Below are 17265 nucleotides of genomic sequence, written 5' to 3'. Positions count from 1 at the left end.
CGGTGTCGCCCGAGCGACGAGCGGGGCCCGGAGGGTCCCCGAGGAGCGAAGGACCGCCGGGGCTCAGCGCCGCTGCAGGGGGTACCTGGCCGCGGTGTCGCCCGGTAGGGCGACGATGACACCGTGCGGCTGGCGACCTGGAACGTGAACTCCATCCGCAGCCGGGCCGACCGCGTGGTCGCCTGGCTGCAGCGCTCGGACGTCGACGTCCTCGCGCTGCAGGAGACCAAGTGCCGCGACGACCAGTTCCCCGAGTCCCGCTTCACCGATCTCGGCTACCAGGTCGCCCACGTCGGCTACTCGCAGTGGAACGGCGTGGCGATCCTGTCCCGGGTCGGCCTGGACGACGTCGAGATCGGCTTCCCCGGCCAGCCCTGCTGGGGTGAGGACCCGGACACCGAGGCGCGCGCCCTGGGGGCCACCTGCGGCGGGGTGCGGGTGTGGAGCCTCTACGTGCCCAACGGCCGAACGCTCACCGACCCGCACTACGAGTACAAGCTGCGCTGGCTGGAGGCGCTGCGGACGACGGCGTCCGGCTGGCTCGCCGCGGACCCCGCCGCCCCGGTGGCCCTCGTCGGCGACTGGAACATCGCCCCGCAGGACGACGACGTGTGGGACGTGCGCGTCTTCGCCCACTCGACGCACGTCTCCGAGCCCGAGCGGGCCGCGTTCCGGGCGATCGTCGACGCCGGGTACGCCGACGTCGTCCGGCCGCACACGCCCGGCCCCGGCGTCTACACGTACTGGGACTACACCCAGCTGCGCTTCCCCCGCCGCGAGGGCATGCGGATCGACTTCGTCCTCGGCTCCCCCGCCCTGGCCGCCCGCACCACCGGCGCGCGCATCGACCGCGAGGAGCGCAAGGGCAAGGGCGCCAGCGACCACGCCCCCGTCGTCGTCGACCTGGCCGACTGAGGAAGTCCCTGCCCTCACCGGGGCGGGCTCTCCGAGCGAGCTGCTCGCGCCGTCCGCCGGTCCCGGCCTGCCCCCACGTACCGTGACCACTCGTGCTCGTGCTCCTCCCCCCGTCGGAGACGAAGGCCCCCGGCGGGGACGGCGGCCCGCTCGACCTGGCCGGCCTCTCGACCCCCGAGCTCACCGCGGTGCGCGTGGAGCTGGCCGAGGCCCTGGTGAAGCTCGCCGTCGACGTCCCGGCGTGCCGCGGCGCGCTCGGGCTGTCCGCCAAGCAGGACGACGAGATCGCGCGCAACGCCGCGCTGTTCACCAGCCCGACCATGCCGGCGCTCGAGCGCTACACCGGGGTGCTCTACGACGCCCTCGGCGTCCGGTCGCTGACCCGGGCCCAGCGCTCGCGCGCCGACCGGCGGCTGGTGGTGGGCTCGGCGCTGTTCGGACTGGTCCGCGGTTCCGACGCGATCCCCGCGTACCGCCTGTCGGCCGGCTCGTCGCTGCCGGGGCTGCCCACCCTGCGCGCGCTGTGGAAGCCCGCTCTGGGCCCGGTGCTGGCCGCGGTCGGGGAGCTCGTCGTCGACCTGCGCAGCGGGTCCTACGCCGCGCTCGCGCCGGTCCCGGGCGCGGTCACCGTGGACGTGCTCAGCGAGCGGCCCGACGGCACCCGCGCGGTCGTCAGCCACTTCAACAAGGCGCACAAGGGCCGGGTCGCCCGGCTGCTGGCCACGACCACGGCCGAGCCGACGGACGTCGTCCGGCTGCGCGCGCTGCTGCGCCGGGCGGGGTTGCACGTGGAACACGACGGCGGGACGGCGCTGACACTCGTCGTCCCCGCGGAGCACGTTCCCCGCTGAGTGGTCACACTCCGTGCTTGTCACAGTGATCTGCGTCAGATTGTTGCCCCGGATCGCCGTACCATGGCATAACGTCGAAGCGCGCGAGGCTCGAGAAGCGGGTGGGCGCGAGCAGCACCCTGGCCCCGGCCGGGCGGAAGGGTTTCGGTGGAGGCATCCCCGCGGCGGGACGACGCCGTGAGCAGGCTGGACGCTGCCCGGGCGGCGCTCCTCCTGCGGAGCGACCCCACCCGGGTCCGCGCCGCGCGTCGGTTGCGCGTCTCCGACGGCGGCTCCGCGGCCCTCGACCGGCTCGTGGAGCTCGCCACCCGGCTGCTCGGCACGCCGTCGGCGCAGATCTCCATCCTCGACGACGCGCACACCGTCGCCGGCATCGCCGGGATCCCGCCGGGCGGGCGCGGTCACGAGTCGCCGCTGGACCAGTCGCCGTGCGCCCTCGCCGCCGCGCTGCGCGCCCCGCTGGTCATCCCCGACGCCCGCGCCGACGCGCGGGTCCGCGACCTGGACCCGGTCACCTCCGGGATCGTCGGCTCCTACCTCGGCGTCCCGCTCGTCGACGAGACGGGGCTGGCCGTCGGCACCCTCTGCGTCTTCGCCGCCGAGCCGCGCACCTGGTCCGACGGCGACGTGGCCACGCTGGCCCAGCTCGCCGCTGCCGTGCTCACCGAGCTCGAGTACACCGCCCTCGCCGAGGAGCACGAGCGCCAGCGGGTGCGCTGGGTGCTCGCGATGGACGCCGGCCGGGTCGCCACCTTCGACTGGGACCTGCGCAGCGGCGAGCTGATCTGGGACGAGCCGTTGATGGCGACGTTCGGCTACACGGCCGCGGAGTTCGACGGGACGATCGAGGCGTTCAACCGCCGGCTGCACCCCGACGACCTGCCCCGGGTGAGCGAGGCCCTGCGGGCGTCGATCGAGGCCGTCGGCGACTTCCAGGCCGAGTACCGCGTGGTGCGTCCGGACGGCGACACCCGCTGGGTGCAGGCCCGGGGCCGCGCGCTGGCCGGGCCGGACGGCACCGCCGTCCGGCTGCTCGGTGCCGCCTCCGACACGACCGAGGACCGCAGCGCGCAGACCCGCGTGGCCCGCGTGCTCGAGGCGATGCCGGCCGGCTTCTACTCCCTGGACCACCGGTGGCGGTTCACCCACGTGAACGCCGAGGCCGAGCGGCTGCTGGGCCGCTCCCGCGAGGAGCTGCTCGGCAAGGTGCTGTGGGAGGCCTTCCCGGCGGCCGTCGCGAGCATCTTCGAGGAGAGCTACCGCAGCGCCGTCCGCACCGGGAAACCGGTCAACTTCGACGCCTACTACCCCGCGCCGCTGGACGGCTGGTACGAGCTGCGCGCCTGGCCCACCCCCGAGGGGCTCTCCGTCTACTTCACCGAGGTCACCGAGCGGCGCCGGGTCCGCGAGCGCGCCGAGCGCTCCGCCCAGCAGCTGGCCCTGCTCGCACAGGTCAGCGCCGAGCTCGCCGGCACGCTGGACGTCGAGGCCGCCACCGCCCGCCTGCCGCGGCTGGTCGTCCCGGCCCTGAGCGACTTCTGCGTCCTCACCGTCATCCAGCCCGACGGCCGGCCCCGCGACGTCGGCAGCTGGCACGTCGACCCGGCCAGCCGATCGGTCCTCGAGCGGTACGCCGAGGTGCGCATGGAGGTCATGCCGGTGACCGCACCGGTCGCCCGCGCGCTGCACACCGGTGAGGCGGTCACCTTCGCCGGCGACGACGTCCTCGACGTGCTGCCGCCGGGCCGGGCCAAGGACCTGCTCGCCGTCCTGGCGCCGGCCACCGAGGTCGCCCTCCCCCTGCGCGCCCGCGGCCGCACCGTCGGGCTGCTCACCCTCTTCTACGCGGAGGGGCACGCGCCCACCCCGGAGGACGTCGTCGTCGCCCAGGACGTCGCCGACCGGGCCGGGCTCGCCCTGGACAACGCGCGCCTCTACGCCCAGCAGCAGCAGCTCGCCGAGGGGTTGCAGCGCAGCCTGCTCACCGAGCCGCCGGAGCCCGACCACGCGCAGATCGCCGTCCGCTACCTGCCGGCCGTCGAGGCCGCCCGCGTCGGGGGCGACTGGTACGACGCGTTCCTCCAGCCGGGCGGCGCCACGATGCTGGTCATCGGCGACGTCGTCGGGCACGACACGGAGGCGGCCGCGGCGATGGGCCAGCTGCGCGGCCTGCTGCGGGGCATCGCGACCTACAGCGACGCCTCGCCGGTGGAGGTGCTGCGCGGGCTGGACGCGTCGATGGCCGTGCTGCAGACGCGGGTGCTGGCCACCGCCGCCGTCGCCCGCTTCGAGCAGACCGACGACGAGCGGGCCCGCGGCGTCACCCGCATGCGCTGGGCCAACGCTGGGCACCTGCCGCCGCTGGTCATCAACCCCGACGGCACGGTGGCCGAGCTGGCCGCGTGGAAGGGCGACCTGCTGCTCGGCGTGGACTCCGAGTCGCGCCGGCAGGAGTCGGTGGTGACGCTCGACCGGGACTCGACGGTGCTGCTGTTCACCGACGGCCTGGTGGAGCGGCGCGACGCCGACCTCGACGCCGGGATGGTGCGCCTGCGGGAGGCGCTGACCGAGCTGGCCGACCGGCCGCTGGAGCAGCTGCTCGACGACGTGATCGAGCGACTGGTCGACGGCCGCCCGGAGGACGACGTCGCGCTGGTCGCCGTCCGGCTGCACCCGCAGGACCGGCCGCGGCCGCCGGAGGCCGGGCCCAACGTGGTGCCGGACGTCGTCCCCGACGAACCCGGCACCTAGCCTTCCGGTGTGACCTCCTCCACCGACGAGCTGTGCCTGCGCCCCGCGACGGAGCTGGCCGCGCTGATCCGCTCCCGTCAGCTGTCGGCGCGCGAGCTGAGCGACGCCTGCCTGGACCGGATCGAGCGGCTCGACCGGCAGGTGAACGCCGTCGTCACCCTGGACGCCGAGGGCGCCCGTGCGGCCGCCGACGCCGCGGACGCCGCCCTGGCCGCCGGCGAGGAGGTCGGCCCGCTGCACGGCCTGCCCGTCGCGCACAAGGACACCCACGCCACCGCCGGCATGCGGACGACCTGGGGGTCGCCGCTGCACCGCGACACCGTTCCCGAGCAGGACGAGCTGGTCGTCGCCCGGCTGCGGGCGGCCGGCACGGTGCGGCTGGGCAAGACCAACACCCCGGAGTTCGCCGCCGGCTCGCACACGTTCAACACGCTGTTCGGGGTGACCCACAACCCGTACCGGCACGGGCTGTCCGCGGGCGGCTCGAGCGGCGGAGCCGCCGCCGCGCTGGCCGCCGGCTTCGTGCCGGTCGCCGAGGGCAGCGACATGGGCGGCTCGCTGCGCAACCCGGCGGCGTTCTGCAACGTCGTCGGGCTGCGGCCGACGCCGGGCCGGGTGCCGGTCTGGCCGACGTCGATCGGCTGGTCGCAGCTGTCGGTGCAGGGGCCGATGGGCCGCACCGTCGCCGACGTCGCGCTGGTCCTCTCCGCGATCGCCGGGCCGGACCGCCGGGTGCCGATCGCCCTGGACGACCCCGGCGCGCCGTTCGCCGCTGCGCTCCCCGAGCGCCTCGACGGGCTGCGGGTGGCCTGGGCGCCCGACCTCGGCGGCCGGGTGCGGGTCGACCCGGCCATCACCGCGGTGCTGGAGGGGTCGGTGCGGGTCTTCGAGGACCTCGGCGCGACCGTCGAGGCCGACTGCCCCGACCTGTCCGGCGCCGACGACGTCTTCGGCACGCTGCGCGCCTGGCTGTTCGACGCCGCCTACTCCGACCTCGCCCGGCAGCACCCGGACCAGGTGAAGGAGTCGATCCGCTGGAACGCCGAGATGGGCGCGAAGCTCTCCGGCTCCGACATCGCCCGCGCCGAGACCGCGCACACCGCGCTGTACGAGCGGACCGTCGGGTTCTTCGACCGCTACGACGTCCTGCTGGCACCCACGACGCAGGTGCTGCCCTTCCCGGTCGAGCAGGAGTACCCGACCGAGATCGCCGGCCAGCCGCTCGAGAACTACCTGGAGTGGATGCGCGCCTGCACGCTCATCACCCCGACCGGCTGTCCGGCACTGTCGGTGCCCGGCGGGTTCACCGACGAGGGCCTGCCGGTCGGGCTGCAGGTGGTGGCCGCACCGCGCGCCGACCGCCGCGTGCTGGAGGTGGGCCACGCGTTCGAGCAGGCCACCCGGTTCGGCGACCGCCGTCCGGCCCTGTGAGCCCCGCCCCTGCGAGCCGGGAGCCGCGGCACCGCTACGGGTGGGTGCTCGGCGTCGCCGTCGCCGTGCTGGTCGTGGACCAGGCGACCAAGGCGTGGGCGGTGGCCGCGCTCGGGAACGGGCGGCGGATCGACCTGGCCGGTGACCTGCTGGGCCTGCGGCTGCTCTACAACCCGGGAGCCGCGTTCTCCATCGGCAGCGGCGCCACCTGGCTGTTCACCATCGTGTCCGGCGTGGCGGTGGTCGCGCTGGCCTGGTACTCGCGGCGGGTGCACTCGACGGCGTGGGCCATCGCGCTGGGGCTGCTGCTCGGCGGCGCGGCGACCCACTTCGGCGACCGACTGCTGCGCGCGCCGGCGTTCGGCCGCGGCCACGTCGTCGACTTCATCGACTACGCGGGGCTGTTCGTCGGCAACGTCGCCGACATCGCGCTGTTCTGCGGGGTCCTGGTGGCGCTGGTGCTCTCGCTGCGCGGGGACCGGGAGCCGACCCCGTCGTCTGGGACCGACTAGCCCTCTCTAGCGGGATTGCTAGAGAGGGCCAGACACGGCTATCGGCCCCCTCTCAGGTGCGGCGGCGCAGGCCGCGCAGCGTGCGGACGGCGACCAGCAGCTCGGCGAGCTCGTGGCGGTCCCCGGCGGCGATGTCGACCAGCTGGGCCGCCGCGCGCTGCTGGGTGCCGTCCCAGCCGCCCGCCCAGCGGGCCACCAGGTCGTCGGCGGGCTCGGTGTCGGCTCTCCGTCCGCCGAGCACCTCGGCGGTCAGCGCGGCCTGCTCCGCGGCCAGGTCGTCGCGCAGCGCCGCCCGGGCCATCGACGGCCAGCGGCGGTCGCGCGGCAGGTCGATGACCCGCTCGCGCAGCGGCACGAGGCTCAGCCGCTCGGCGAGGCACTGCTGCACCCGGCCGGCCAGGTCGATCGGGGCGCCGGTGCGCTCGGTGACGACGGCCAGGTCGAGCGCGGCGGGCAGCAGCGGGGCGGCGGCCACCTCGGCGGCGAGCTCCGCGGGCACGCCGACCTCCTCCAGCCGCGCCGCCCGCTCGGCGTAGGCCGCGGCCTCCGAGCCCAGCAGCCACGACGGCAGCCCCGCCCGCACCGCGGCCACGGGCGCGGCGAACCGTTCCGTCACCGCCCCGATGGGCACCGCGCCCTCGTCCGTGGCGAGCGTCGGGAGGGCCAGCAGCCACCGGGTCGCCCGCTCGGCCAGCCGGGTCGCCTCGGTGCGCAGCTCCACCTGAGTCTCGGCCGGGACACGGTTGTCCAGCGGCCGGGTGGCGTCCCAGAGCCGGTCGACGCCGAAGACCGCGCGGGCCACCGCGTGCGCCCGCACCACGCCGGCCAGCGGCACGCCGGTCTCCTCCACCAGCCGGTACAGGCCGGTCACGCCGGCGACGTTCACCGCCCGGTTGGTCAGGGCGGTGGCGACGATCTCCCGCCGCAGCGGGTGGCCGGTGACCGCCTCCGGGTAGCGGCGGCGCAGCTCGGCCGGGAAGTACCCGACCAGCAGGTCCTCCAGGGCCGGGTCGTCGGGCAGGTCCGAGGCCAGGACGGCGTCCCCGGTCTGCAGCTTGGCGTAGGCGAGCAGCACCGACAGCTCCGGGCCGGTCAGCGCCTGCCCGTCCCGCCGCCGCTCCGCGAGCTGGCGGTCGTCGGGCAGCGCCTCCACGCTGCGCACCAGCCGGCCGGAGCGCTCCAGCGCCCGCAGGTAGCGCTGGTGGGCGTCGAGCAGGCTGCGCGCGGAGGTCACCTCGACGGCCAGGATCGCGTTCTGCGCGTGGTTGTCGGTGAGGACGGCGGCGGCGACCTCGTCGGTCATGTCGCCGAGCAGCGCCGCCCGGCCCTCGGCGTCCAGCTCCCCGGCCTCGACCACCCGGCCCAGGGCGATCTTGATGTTGACCTCGTGGTCGGAGGTGTCCACGCCGGCGGAGTTGTCGATCGCGTCGGTGTTGATCCTGCCGCCGGCCAGCGCGTACTCGACTCGGCCGCGCTGGGTGAGACCGAGGTTGCCGCCCTCCCCCACCACGCGGACCCGCAGGTCGCGGCCGTCGACCCGGACGGCGTCGTTGGCCTTGTCCCCCACGTCCAGGGAGCTCTCCGTCGACGCCTTGACGTAGGTGCCGATCCCGCCGTTGAACAGCAGGTCCACCGGGGCGGTCAGGACGGCGCGGACGAGCTCGACCGGGCTGAGCACCTCGACGTCGGCGGGCAGCCCCAGCGCGGTCCGCATCGGCTCGCTCACCGGGATGGACTTCGCCGTCCGCGGCCAGACCCCGCCGCCGGGGCTGATCAGCGCCGGGTCGTAGTCGGCCCACGACGAGCGCGGCAGGTCGAACAGCCGGCGGCGCTCGGCGAAGGAGGCGGCGGCGTCCGGCGTGGGGTCCACGAAGACGTGCCGGTGGTCGAAGGCGGCGACCAGCCGGATGTGCTCCGAGAGCAGCATGCCGTTGCCGAACACGTCGCCGGACATGTCGCCGATGCCCACGACGGTGAAGTCGTGGCGCTGCACGTCGAGGTCGAGCTCGCGGAAGTGGCGGGTGACCGACTCCCACGCGCCGCGGGCGGTGATGCCCATGGCCTTGTGGTCGTAGCCGACCGAGCCGCCCGAGGCGAAGGCGTCGCCCAGCCAGAAGCCGCGCTCCAGCGCCACCGCGTTGGCCAGGTCGGAGAAGGTCGCCGTCCCCTTGTCGGCGGCGACCACCAGGTAGGGGTCGTCGCCGTCGTGGCGCACCACCCGCTCGGGCGGGACGACGCGGCCCTCGACCAGGTCGTCGGTCAGCGACAGCAGCGCGCCGATGAACAGCCGGTAGCAGGCCTGACCCTCGGCGAGGTGCGCGTCGCGGCCGGCGCTCTCCGCCGGGGGCCGGCGCACCACGAAGCCGCCCTTGGCGCCGGTGGGCACGATGACGGTGTTCTTCACCATCTGCGCCTTGACCAGCCCCAGGACCTCGGTGCGGAGGTCCTCGTGCCGGTCGGACCAGCGCAGCCCACCGCGAGCCACCGCGCCGAAGCGCAGGTGCACGCCGGCCACCCGCGGGGAGCTGACCCACACCTCGCGGTCGGGCCGGGGCTCGGGCAGGTCGGGCACCCCGGCCGGGTGCAGCTTGATCGCCAGCGGCCCGCCCGCGTAGTACGTCGTCCGGACGGTGGCGGTCACGGCGGCGAGCAGTGCGGTGAGCACGCGGTCGGCGTCGAGGGACTCGACCTCGCCGATGGCCGCGCGCAGCGACTCGACCAGCTGCTCCTGGCGGCGCTCGCGGCCGGCGTCGCGACCCGGCGAGAACCGGGTCTCGAACAGCGCGACCAGCCGGGCGACGACGTCCGGGTGCGCGGCCAGCGTCGTCTCCACGTACCGCTGGCCGAACGGCAGCCCGGCCTGCCGCAGCCACTGCACGTAGGCGCGGACGACGGAGACCTGGCGCCAGTTGAGCCCGGCCAGCAGCACCAGGGCGCCCAGGCCGTCGTCCTCGGCCTCGCCGCGCCAGACCGCCGAGAGCGCGTCGGTGAACCGTTCCGGCAGCGAGCCGGGGAAGGGCAGCTCGCCGGCGGGGGCGGTGAGCCCGAAGTCGTAGATCCAGGCCAGCGGCGCGCCGATCCGGTCGATCTCGTAGGGCCGTTCGTCGACCACGTCGACGCCCATGTGCTGCAGCATCGGGAGCACGTCGGAGAGCAGCAGCCGCTGCCCCACCCGGTAGACGGCCAGCCGCGGCTCGCTGGTCGAGGAGCCGCGGCGCAGCACCAGCCCGATCTCGCCCTCGGCCAGCGCGTCGAGCCGCTCGAGGTCCTCGACGGCGACCGACGCGGGGAAGTCCTCGTGGTAGGCGGCCGGGAAGGCGTCGGCGACGCGGGCCAGCCGCCGCTCGGCGTCCTCCCCGTAGCGGGCCCGCAGCGCCTCGGCCAGGTCGTCGGTCCAGCTCCGGACGACGGCGGCCAGCTCCGCCTGCAGCGCCTCCACGTCGACGTCGGGCAGCGCCGGCCGGCCGCTGCGGGCCACCGGCGGGCGGACGACGAAGTGCAGCCGGGCCAGCACCGACTCGGTGATCCACGCCGTGTACTCGATGCTCGTGCCGCCCAGCCGCTCCAGCAGCAGCTGCTGGACCGCCAGGCGCACCTCGGTCGTGTACCGGTCCCGGGGCAGGTAGACGATCGCCGACCAGAACCGGCCCCCGGGGTCGCGGCGCAGGAACAGCCGGGTCTGCCTGCGCTCCTGCAGGTGCAGCACGGCCAGCGCGACCGGCACCAGCTCGTCGGCGCCGACCTGGAACAGCTCGTCGCGGGGGTAGGTCTCCAGGACGTCGAGCAGCTGCATGCCGGTGTGGCTGTCGGCCGGCACCCCGGAGCGGGTCAGCACCTCGGCCACCCGGCGGCGCACCAGGGGCACGTCGCGGACGCTGTGCGCGGCGACCGCCGTGGGGAACAGCCCGGCGAGCTGGTGCTGCCGCGCGGGACCGCCGTCCTCGGCGGGGAGGGTCACCGTGACCACGTCCAGCCACGCGCGGCGGTGGACCGTCGACCGGGTGTCGGCCTTGGCGACGGTGAGCAGGGCCGGGCCGGGTGTCCCCTCGGGGACGGAGGTCGTCTCGACGTCGCTGCGCAGCACGCCCAGCCCGCTGCCCGGCACGGCACGGACCGTCGTCCGCTCCGGGACCCGCAGCAGGTCGACGTCCCGGGCGCCGAGGAGGACGAAGTTGCCGTCGGTCAGCCAGCGCAGCAGCGCCGCCGCCTCGGCCGGGTCGGCCGCGGGGTCGCCGTCGGGCGCCGGGGCCGCCCGGTCGAGGCGCTCGGCCAGCTCCAGGGCGCGGGCGCGCATGCGGCCGGCGTCCTCGTCCACGGCGCGGACGTCGGCCAGCACGGTGCGCAGCCCGGCGACCAGGTCGGCCGTGGCCTCCTCGTCCAGCGGCCCGTCGAGGACCACGGCCATCCACGACTCGGCCAGCGCGTCGGACCCGCAGGCCGCGGCGTCCCCGCTGTCGCAGAAGGCCCGCATCCGGCCGGTGAGGTCGCGACGGACCACCACCACCGGGTGGACGACGTGCTCGAGCCGGAAGCCCTGCCGGATCACCTCGGCGGTGACCGAGTCGACGAGGAAGGGCATGTCGTCGGTGACGACCAGCACCACCGAACGGGGCCGGGCGCCGGGGCGGTCGGGCAACCGCTGGACGTCGACGGTCGCCGAGCCCTGCGGGCGGACCTCCGCCAGGCGCAGGTGGGCCAGCGCCAGGGCGGCGAGGTCGGCCGGGTCGTGGTCGAGCACCTCGGCGGCCGGCTCGTTCCAGTAGTAGCGCTGGAGCAGCGCCGGGACGTCGTCGGCGCCGCAGCCGGGTGGCAGCCCCGACCGGGAGTCGAGGGCGCCGCGCGCCGCTCGCTCCAGGAGCCGGGACTTCTCCTGCCGGGCCGCCTCGAGGGCGGCCAGTTCGCTGGGGGCGGCTGCGGGTGACGCGCCGGCCGCCGGGCCCGCTCCCGGGGTCGCCGGGGCGGTGCCGATGGTGCTGGCCATGACGGTTGACGCTATCCCGAGGGTGTGCGCCCGGTCACGACGACGCGAGGCGAGTTCAGCGCTTCTCGGTCAGCTGGTCGGCCACCCAGCCCCCGATGGCCAGCAGCAGCCCGCCGACGATCGCGCTGCCGAACCCGTTGACCTGCAGGCGGTCGGTGATCGCCGCGGTGATGCCGAGCAGGGCCGCGTTGATCACCAGCAGGAACAGGCCCAGGGTCAGGAGCACGAACGGCAGGGACAGCAGCCGCAGGATCGGCCCGACGATCGCGTTGACGACGGCGAAGATCAGGGCGATCCACAGGTAGGTGCCGGGCTCCCCGAGCGGACCGTTCGGGTTCGGGATCACCTCGATGCCGTCCAGCAGGTAGGCGACGCCGTAGAAGACGGCGGCCATGATGACGACCTTGACGAGGAACCTCAGCACGCCGTCCACGCTAGCGGCGGGTGATCACGATCCGGCCGTGTCGGGCCCTCTACGACTCTCTAGCAAGTCCCCTAGACAGGGCCAGACGGCGGTCGACAGCGGACTCCCCGCGTTGATCATGGGCTCGTTGTCGGCGACACGGTGGGACACGCCGGCCGGAGCGGCAACGAGCCCATGATCAACGCCGGGTGGGGTGGGTCCGGCGGGGCGGGTCCCGGCCGGCCGCGGCCGATCGCTGACCGTCGCACGCATCGATCGGGCTCCTGCGGGCACACTCCTCCTCGCGGGGACCGGAGAGGTGGGCAGCGATGGACCGACTGGTGGTGGTCGGCGCATCCGCCGGTGGCCTGGGCCCGCTGCAGGAGCTGGTCGCGGCGCTGCCGCCGGACCTCCCCGCCGCCGTCCTCGTGGTGGTGCACCTGCCACCCTCCGCCGACAGCCGTCTGCCCCGGCTGGTGTCCCGCTGGGGGCCGCTGCCCGCGCGCCACGCCGTCGACGGGGACGCGCTGGCCCCGGGGACGGTGCTCGTGGCACCCCCGGACCGGCACCTGCTGGTCCGCGACTCCCGGGTGCGGCTGTCGCCCGGACCCCGGGTGAACCGGCAGCGGCCGGCCGTGGACCCGCTGTTCCGCACCGCCGCACAGTCCTACGGCCCCGGTGTCGTGGCCGTCGTCCTCTCCGGCGCGCTGGACGACGGCGCCGTGGGCGCGGCGAGCGTGGCCGCCCAGGACGGCACCGTCCTCGTCCAGGACCCGGCCGAGGCCCGGGTCTCGGCGATGCCGCGGGCCGCGCTGACGACCGTCCGCCGGGCCCGATCGCTCCCCGCCGCCGCGCTGGGAGCCGCTGTCACCGACGTCGTGTGCGGGCCCTTCCCTTCCTCCGCGCCGGCCACCACCCGAGAGAGGAGCAGGTCCATGGAGGGCGGACCGACCGCGGTCACCGACCTGGGCACGCCCGCGGCCGTGGGGTGCCCCGAGTGCCAGGGCGGCATGTACGAGACGGTCCCGGACAGCACGGCCAGCTACACCTGCCACGTCGGGCACTCCTGGAGCGCGCAGACGCTCCTGGACGCCCAACGGCAGGCCGTGGAGGGCGCCATCTACAACGCCGCCTCGAAGCTGCTGGAGATCGCCGCGGTGCACCGGCGGCTGGCCGAGCTCGACACCGGGGAGGCCGGCAGCCGGGAGGAGAACCTCCGGGCCGCCGACCTGGCCGAGCGCCGGGCGGAGCGGATCCAGGCCCTGGCGGTCGAGGACCCCGACGGCGACACGCCCTAGCCGCTTCTACCGACGTCTACGGCGAGGGCTAGACGACGCCATACGGTGCTCGACATGGACCCCGTGCGGAACCCGTACGCGCCCGGCGCCGGCCAGCGCCCGCCGGAGCTCGCCGGTCGCGACACCGAGCTGTCGGCCTTCGACGTCGTCCTCGAGCGGATCGCGCACGGCCGCCCGGAGCGGTCCCTGGTGCTGACCGGGCTGCGCGGCGTGGGCAAGACGGTGCTGCTCAACCAGCTGCGGTCGGCGGCGATCAGCCGCGGCTGGGGCACCGGCAAGATCGAGGCGCGGCCGGACCAGTCGCTGCGCCGGCCGGTGTCCTCCGCGCTGCACATGGCGCTGCGCGAGCTGCGCCACCCCGACCAGGAGTCGATGGACGCCGTCCTGGGCGTGCTCAAGGCCTTCGCGCAGCGGCAGTCGGCGGACGCCAAGGTGCGCGACCGCTGGCAGCCGGGCATCGACGTCCCCGCGGCCAACGGGCGGGCCGACTCCGGGGACATGGAGATCGACCTGGTCGAGCTGCTCAGCGACGCCGCGGGGCTCGCCGCCGACGTCGGCAAGGGCGTCGCGCTGTTCATCGACGAGATGCAGGACGTCCAGGCCCCCGACGTCTCGGCGATCTGCGCCGCCTGCCACGAGCTGTCGCAGCAGGGCGCGCCGCTGATCGTCGTCGGTGCGGGCCTCCCCCACCTGCCGGCGGTGCTGTCGGCGTCGAAGAGCTACTCCGAGCGGCTGTTCCGCTACCTGCGCATCGACCGGCTCGACCGGGCCGCCGCCGACCGGGCGCTGCTCGCCCCGGCCGAGCGGGAGGAGGTCACCTTCGAGGCGGAGGCGCTCGACGCGCTGTACGCGGCCGCCGACGGCTACCCGTACTTCGTGCAGGCCTACGGGAAGGTCACGTGGGACGTCGCGGCCGCCTCACCGATCACCGCGGCGGACGTCGCGATGGCCGCGCCGGTCGCCGAGGCCGAGCTGGCGGTCGGGTTCTTCGGGTCCCGCTACGACCGCGCCACGCCCGCCGAGCGGGAGTACATGCACGCGATGGCCGAGCTCGGCGGGCCGAACGGGGCCGCGGTGGCGACGTCGGAGGTCGCGGTGTCGCTGGGCCGCAAGCCGGCGTCCCTCTCCCCCGCGCGCGACTCGCTGATCAAGAAGGGTCTGGTCTACTCCGCCGAGCGCGGGCAGATCGCGTTCACCGTGCCGCACTTCGGCCGCTACCTGCTCAGCCACCCCGACTGAGGCCCGCCGCCGCTGGTCGGCACGGTGTGTGCACGTGCCGTCGTCCCGGGACCCCGGGGACCGCGGTGAGTGCGCACGGGGAGGACCGGTCCAAGGGCCCTGGCCCACCCGGTGCCGGCCGGTCGAGCATGGACGGACCCTCGTCCCGATCGGGGTCCTCATGACCGCCACCCCCGCGCCCGCACCGGCACACCCGGCCCGGTCCACGCCGCCCGGGCTGGGGTTCGCCAGCCTGGCCGTCGGCTTCCTGCCGTGGATCGTCTTCGCCTTCGTCGCCCAGCGGCTCGCCTCCGACGGCGTGGCCTGGGCCGCGCTGGTGGCCGCCGCCATCGCGGGCATCGCCCTGGTGCGGGCCCAGCGCCGGCACGGTCCCCGCATCCTCGACATCGGCTCGCTGGTCCTGTTCGGGGTCATCGCCGTGGTCGGGTTCGCCGGGGGCCCCGCCGTCGACCGGTGGCTGTACGAGTGGGGCAGGCCGTTGGTCGGCGTGACGCTGGGCCTGTACCTGCTGCTGACCGTGCCGGTGCTGCCGTTCACCGCGGAGTACGCCCGCCAGAGCACACCCCGTGAGTACTGGGACTCCCCGGCCTTCACGAAGATCAACCGGGTGCTCAGCGCCGCGTGGGCGGTGGCGATCGCGGCGATGGGCGCGGCCTCCGCCCTGGTCACCGCGCTGGGGCTCGACGCGACGGGCGGCCCCGGCAGCCACCTGGCCGAGCTGCTGCTCGACTGGGTCCTGCCGATCGCGGTGATCTGGGGCATGGTGCGGTTCACCGCCACGTATCCCGACCGCGTGACGGGGGCACCGGCCGGAGCCGACCGGCGAGGACCGCCGCACACCTGATCGGGCGAGGCCGGCGCGGTTGACCGATCGGCTCCGTGGGCAGAGCCGTCCCCGGCGTCCCCTGACCAGGGGGGCGAGGAACGGGGACGGGCGTGCCGACGTGGCTGGAAGCCGGGCTCTGGGGCCTGCTGGGCGGCGGGGCGCTGGTGCTCGGCGCGCTGGTCGCCTGGTTCGTGCGGGTGCCGCAGACGGTCATCGCCTCGGTCATGGCCTTCGGGTCCGGTGTGCTGATCTCCGCCGTGGCCTTCGACCTCATGGCCGAGGCAGCCGAGACCGGCGGGCTGCCGGCCACGTCGGTCGGGTTCGTCGGTGGCGCGCTGGCCTACCTGGCGGCCAACGAGGCGCTGGCCCGGCGCGGCGCCCGGCACCGCAAGCGGTCGGGGACCCAGCAGCCCTCGGAGGACGAGCAGTCCGGCAGCGGGGCCGCGATCGCGATCGGGGCGCTGCTCGACGGCGTCCCGGAGTCCGTCGTCCTCGGGCTCGGGCTGCTGGGCGGCGGGTCGGTGAGCGCCTCCGTGCTGGCCGCGGTGTTCATCTCCAACGTGCCCGAGGGGCTGTCCTCGGCCGCCGGGATGAAGGCCAACGGCCGCTCCGCGCGCTACGTGTTCGGCGTGTGGGGCGGGATCGCGGTCGCCAGCGGCCTCGCGGCGCTGGTCGGCTACGCCGCGCTGGGCGGGGCGCCGCCCGAGGCGATCGCGGTCATCACCGCCGTGGCCGCCGGGGCGATCCTGACCATGATCGCCGACACGATGATCCCGGAGGCGTTCGAGCGCACCCGCACCTGGACCGGGGTGATCACGACGCTGGGCTTCCTGGTCGCCTTCGCGATCGAGGTCGCCTGACGACGACCGCGGGAGCATCGCAGCGAGGAACGAGCGACCAGTGGCCGCGCTGCAGGGGCCCGCCACGAGCCTGCGAGTGGTGGGGGGCAGCGGGGTCCTTCCGCGGGGGCGGAGTCAGGCCAGTGGGCATCGCCTGACGACGTCCCTCCGCCGGCAGTCGTGCTCTGCGTGCGAGGGGGACGCAGAGCACGACCTGCGCAGCCCACCGTGCGGCCGGTGGGCCTGCCTGGCCCTGCGGCGTCGGCCCGGGCCGGGCAGGGTGGCAGCGTGAGAGAACCGCAGGAGATCGCCGTCCCCGTGGCCGGCGGGGAGCTGACCGCCCTGCGCTGGCCGGCCGACGCCCCCGGCGCGCCCCTGGCCGTGCTCGTGCACGGCATCACCGCCAACGCCATGGCCTGGGCGCGGGTCGCCGACGCGCTGGCCGGCGAGTTCGAGGTCCTCGCGCCGGACCTGCGCGGCCGGGCCGGCTCGGCCGGACTGCCCGGCCCGTACGGCCTCGACGCGCACGCCGACGACCTCACCGCGCTGCTGGACGGCTTCGGTGCCGACGCCGAGGCCGGGGCGGAGGCCACCGTGCTGGTCGGGCACTCCATGGGCGCATTCGTCGCGGCGCTGGCGGCGGCGGGGCAGGCCCGCGACCGCGTGCACGGCCTGGTCCTGGTGGACGGCGGGCTGGCCCTGCCCCTGCCCCCGGGGGCCGACGTCGACGCGATGATGGCCGCCCTCCTCGGGCCGTCGCTGCAGCGGTTGTCGATGACCTTCCCGGACCTCGCGGCGGTGCGGGCCTTCTGGGCGCAGCACCCCGCGGTCGGGCCGTGGGTCGACGACCCCGCCGTGGCCGCGTACCTGACCCGCGACCTGCAGGGCGAGCCGCCCGCGCTGCGCAGCGCGTGCGTGCCGGAGGCGATCCGGGTGGACGGCGGCGACGTGCTGCTCAACGAGCGGGTGCTCGAGGCCACCGCCGACCTGCCCGTGCCGGCCACGCTGCTGTGGGCGACGCGCGGCCTGATGGACCAGACCCCCGGTCTCTACGACGAGACGCGGCTGGCCGGCCTCGGGCTGGCGCCGTCCGGGATCACCGCGCGGGAGGTGCCCGGCACCAACCACTACTCGATCGTCTGGTCCCCCGAGGGCGTGGCGGCGATCGCGGACGCCGTCCGGGCGGCCGCCGCCCGGGACTGAGCCCGGGCGGCCCGAC

General features: G+C 75.7%; 12 protein-coding genes. 10 read left to right on the top strand and 2 right to left on the bottom strand.

The annotated features are described in order from the left end of the window. Window positions 1–123 precede the first annotated feature (123 nt). The 5 genes from ACI789_RS10035 to ACI789_RS10015 all read left to right on the top strand — a co-directional run bounded on the left by ACI789_RS10035 (window position 124) and on the right by ACI789_RS10015 (window position 6460). Window positions 124–915, top strand: coding sequence for an exodeoxyribonuclease III (locus ACI789_RS10035; protein ID WP_457008532.1), 792 nt, complete (start codon window positions 124–126; stop codon window positions 913–915). A 92-nt stretch (window positions 916–1007) separates the two neighbouring features. Next, the gene (gene yaaA / locus ACI789_RS10030; RefSeq protein ID WP_457008530.1) at window positions 1008–1766 is read left to right on the top strand and encodes a peroxide stress protein YaaA; all 759 of its coding nucleotides are present in this window, start codon (window positions 1008–1010) and stop codon (window positions 1764–1766) included. Between the two features lie 177 nt (window positions 1767–1943). After that, window positions 1944–4517, top strand: coding sequence for a SpoIIE family protein phosphatase (locus tag ACI789_RS10025; protein ID WP_457008528.1), 2574 nt, complete (start codon window positions 1944–1946; stop codon window positions 4515–4517). Between the two features lie 9 nt (window positions 4518–4526). Continuing rightward, a complete protein-coding gene (locus ACI789_RS10020; protein ID WP_457008526.1) occupies window positions 4527–5948 on the top strand; it encodes an amidase in 1422 nt (473 codons plus the stop codon). Further along, entirely contained in the window at window positions 5945–6460 is a 516-nt protein-coding gene (locus ACI789_RS10015) for a signal peptidase II (protein ID WP_457008524.1), read from the top strand. Before ACI789_RS10020 ends, ACI789_RS10015 begins: the two co-directional genes overlap by 4 nt. A gap of 52 nt (window positions 6461–6512) precedes the next feature. Here ACI789_RS10015 and ACI789_RS10010 read toward each other — a convergent pair whose 3' ends face one another. Together ACI789_RS10010 and ACI789_RS10005 are read right to left on the bottom strand one after the other, a co-directional pair. Then, entirely contained in the window at window positions 6513–11441 is a 4929-nt protein-coding gene (locus ACI789_RS10010) for an NAD-glutamate dehydrogenase (protein ID WP_457008522.1), read from the bottom strand. 55 nt (window positions 11442–11496) lie between these two features. Next, the gene (locus ACI789_RS10005; RefSeq protein WP_456920721.1) at window positions 11497–11865 is read right to left on the bottom strand and encodes a phage holin family protein; all 369 of its coding nucleotides are present in this window, start codon (window positions 11863–11865) and stop codon (window positions 11497–11499) included. A gap of 308 nt (window positions 11866–12173) precedes the next feature. Between ACI789_RS10005 and ACI789_RS10000 the strand changes: the two genes are divergently transcribed. From ACI789_RS10000 to ACI789_RS09980, 5 genes are all read left to right on the top strand, one after another. Then, entirely contained in the window at window positions 12174–13142 is a 969-nt protein-coding gene (locus ACI789_RS10000; RefSeq protein ID WP_457008520.1) for a chemotaxis protein CheB, read from the top strand. 54 nt (window positions 13143–13196) lie between these two features. Then, window positions 13197–14381 (top strand): AAA family ATPase, encoded by a 1185-nt coding sequence (locus tag ACI789_RS09995; RefSeq protein WP_456920723.1) that lies wholly within the window; start codon window positions 13197–13199, stop codon window positions 14379–14381. A 160-nt stretch (window positions 14382–14541) separates the two neighbouring features. Next, a complete protein-coding gene (locus tag ACI789_RS09990) occupies window positions 14542–15225 on the top strand; it encodes a hypothetical protein (protein ID WP_457008518.1) in 684 nt (227 codons plus the stop codon). A 92-nt stretch (window positions 15226–15317) separates the two neighbouring features. Further along, window positions 15318–16067 carry a ZIP family metal transporter gene (locus tag ACI789_RS09985; protein ID WP_457008516.1) on the top strand — a complete coding sequence of 250 codons (750 nt, stop codon included), beginning with the start codon at window positions 15318–15320 and terminating at the stop codon, window positions 16065–16067. Between the two features lie 267 nt (window positions 16068–16334). Beyond that, window positions 16335–17249 carry an alpha/beta fold hydrolase gene (locus ACI789_RS09980; protein ID WP_457008514.1) on the top strand — a complete coding sequence of 305 codons (915 nt, stop codon included), beginning with the start codon at window positions 16335–16337 and terminating at the stop codon, window positions 17247–17249. Window positions 17250–17265 lie beyond the last annotated feature (16 nt).

The organism is Geodermatophilus sp. SYSU D00965 (assembly GCF_054050075.1).
This window is presented reverse-complemented; position numbering and strand designations above follow the sequence as displayed.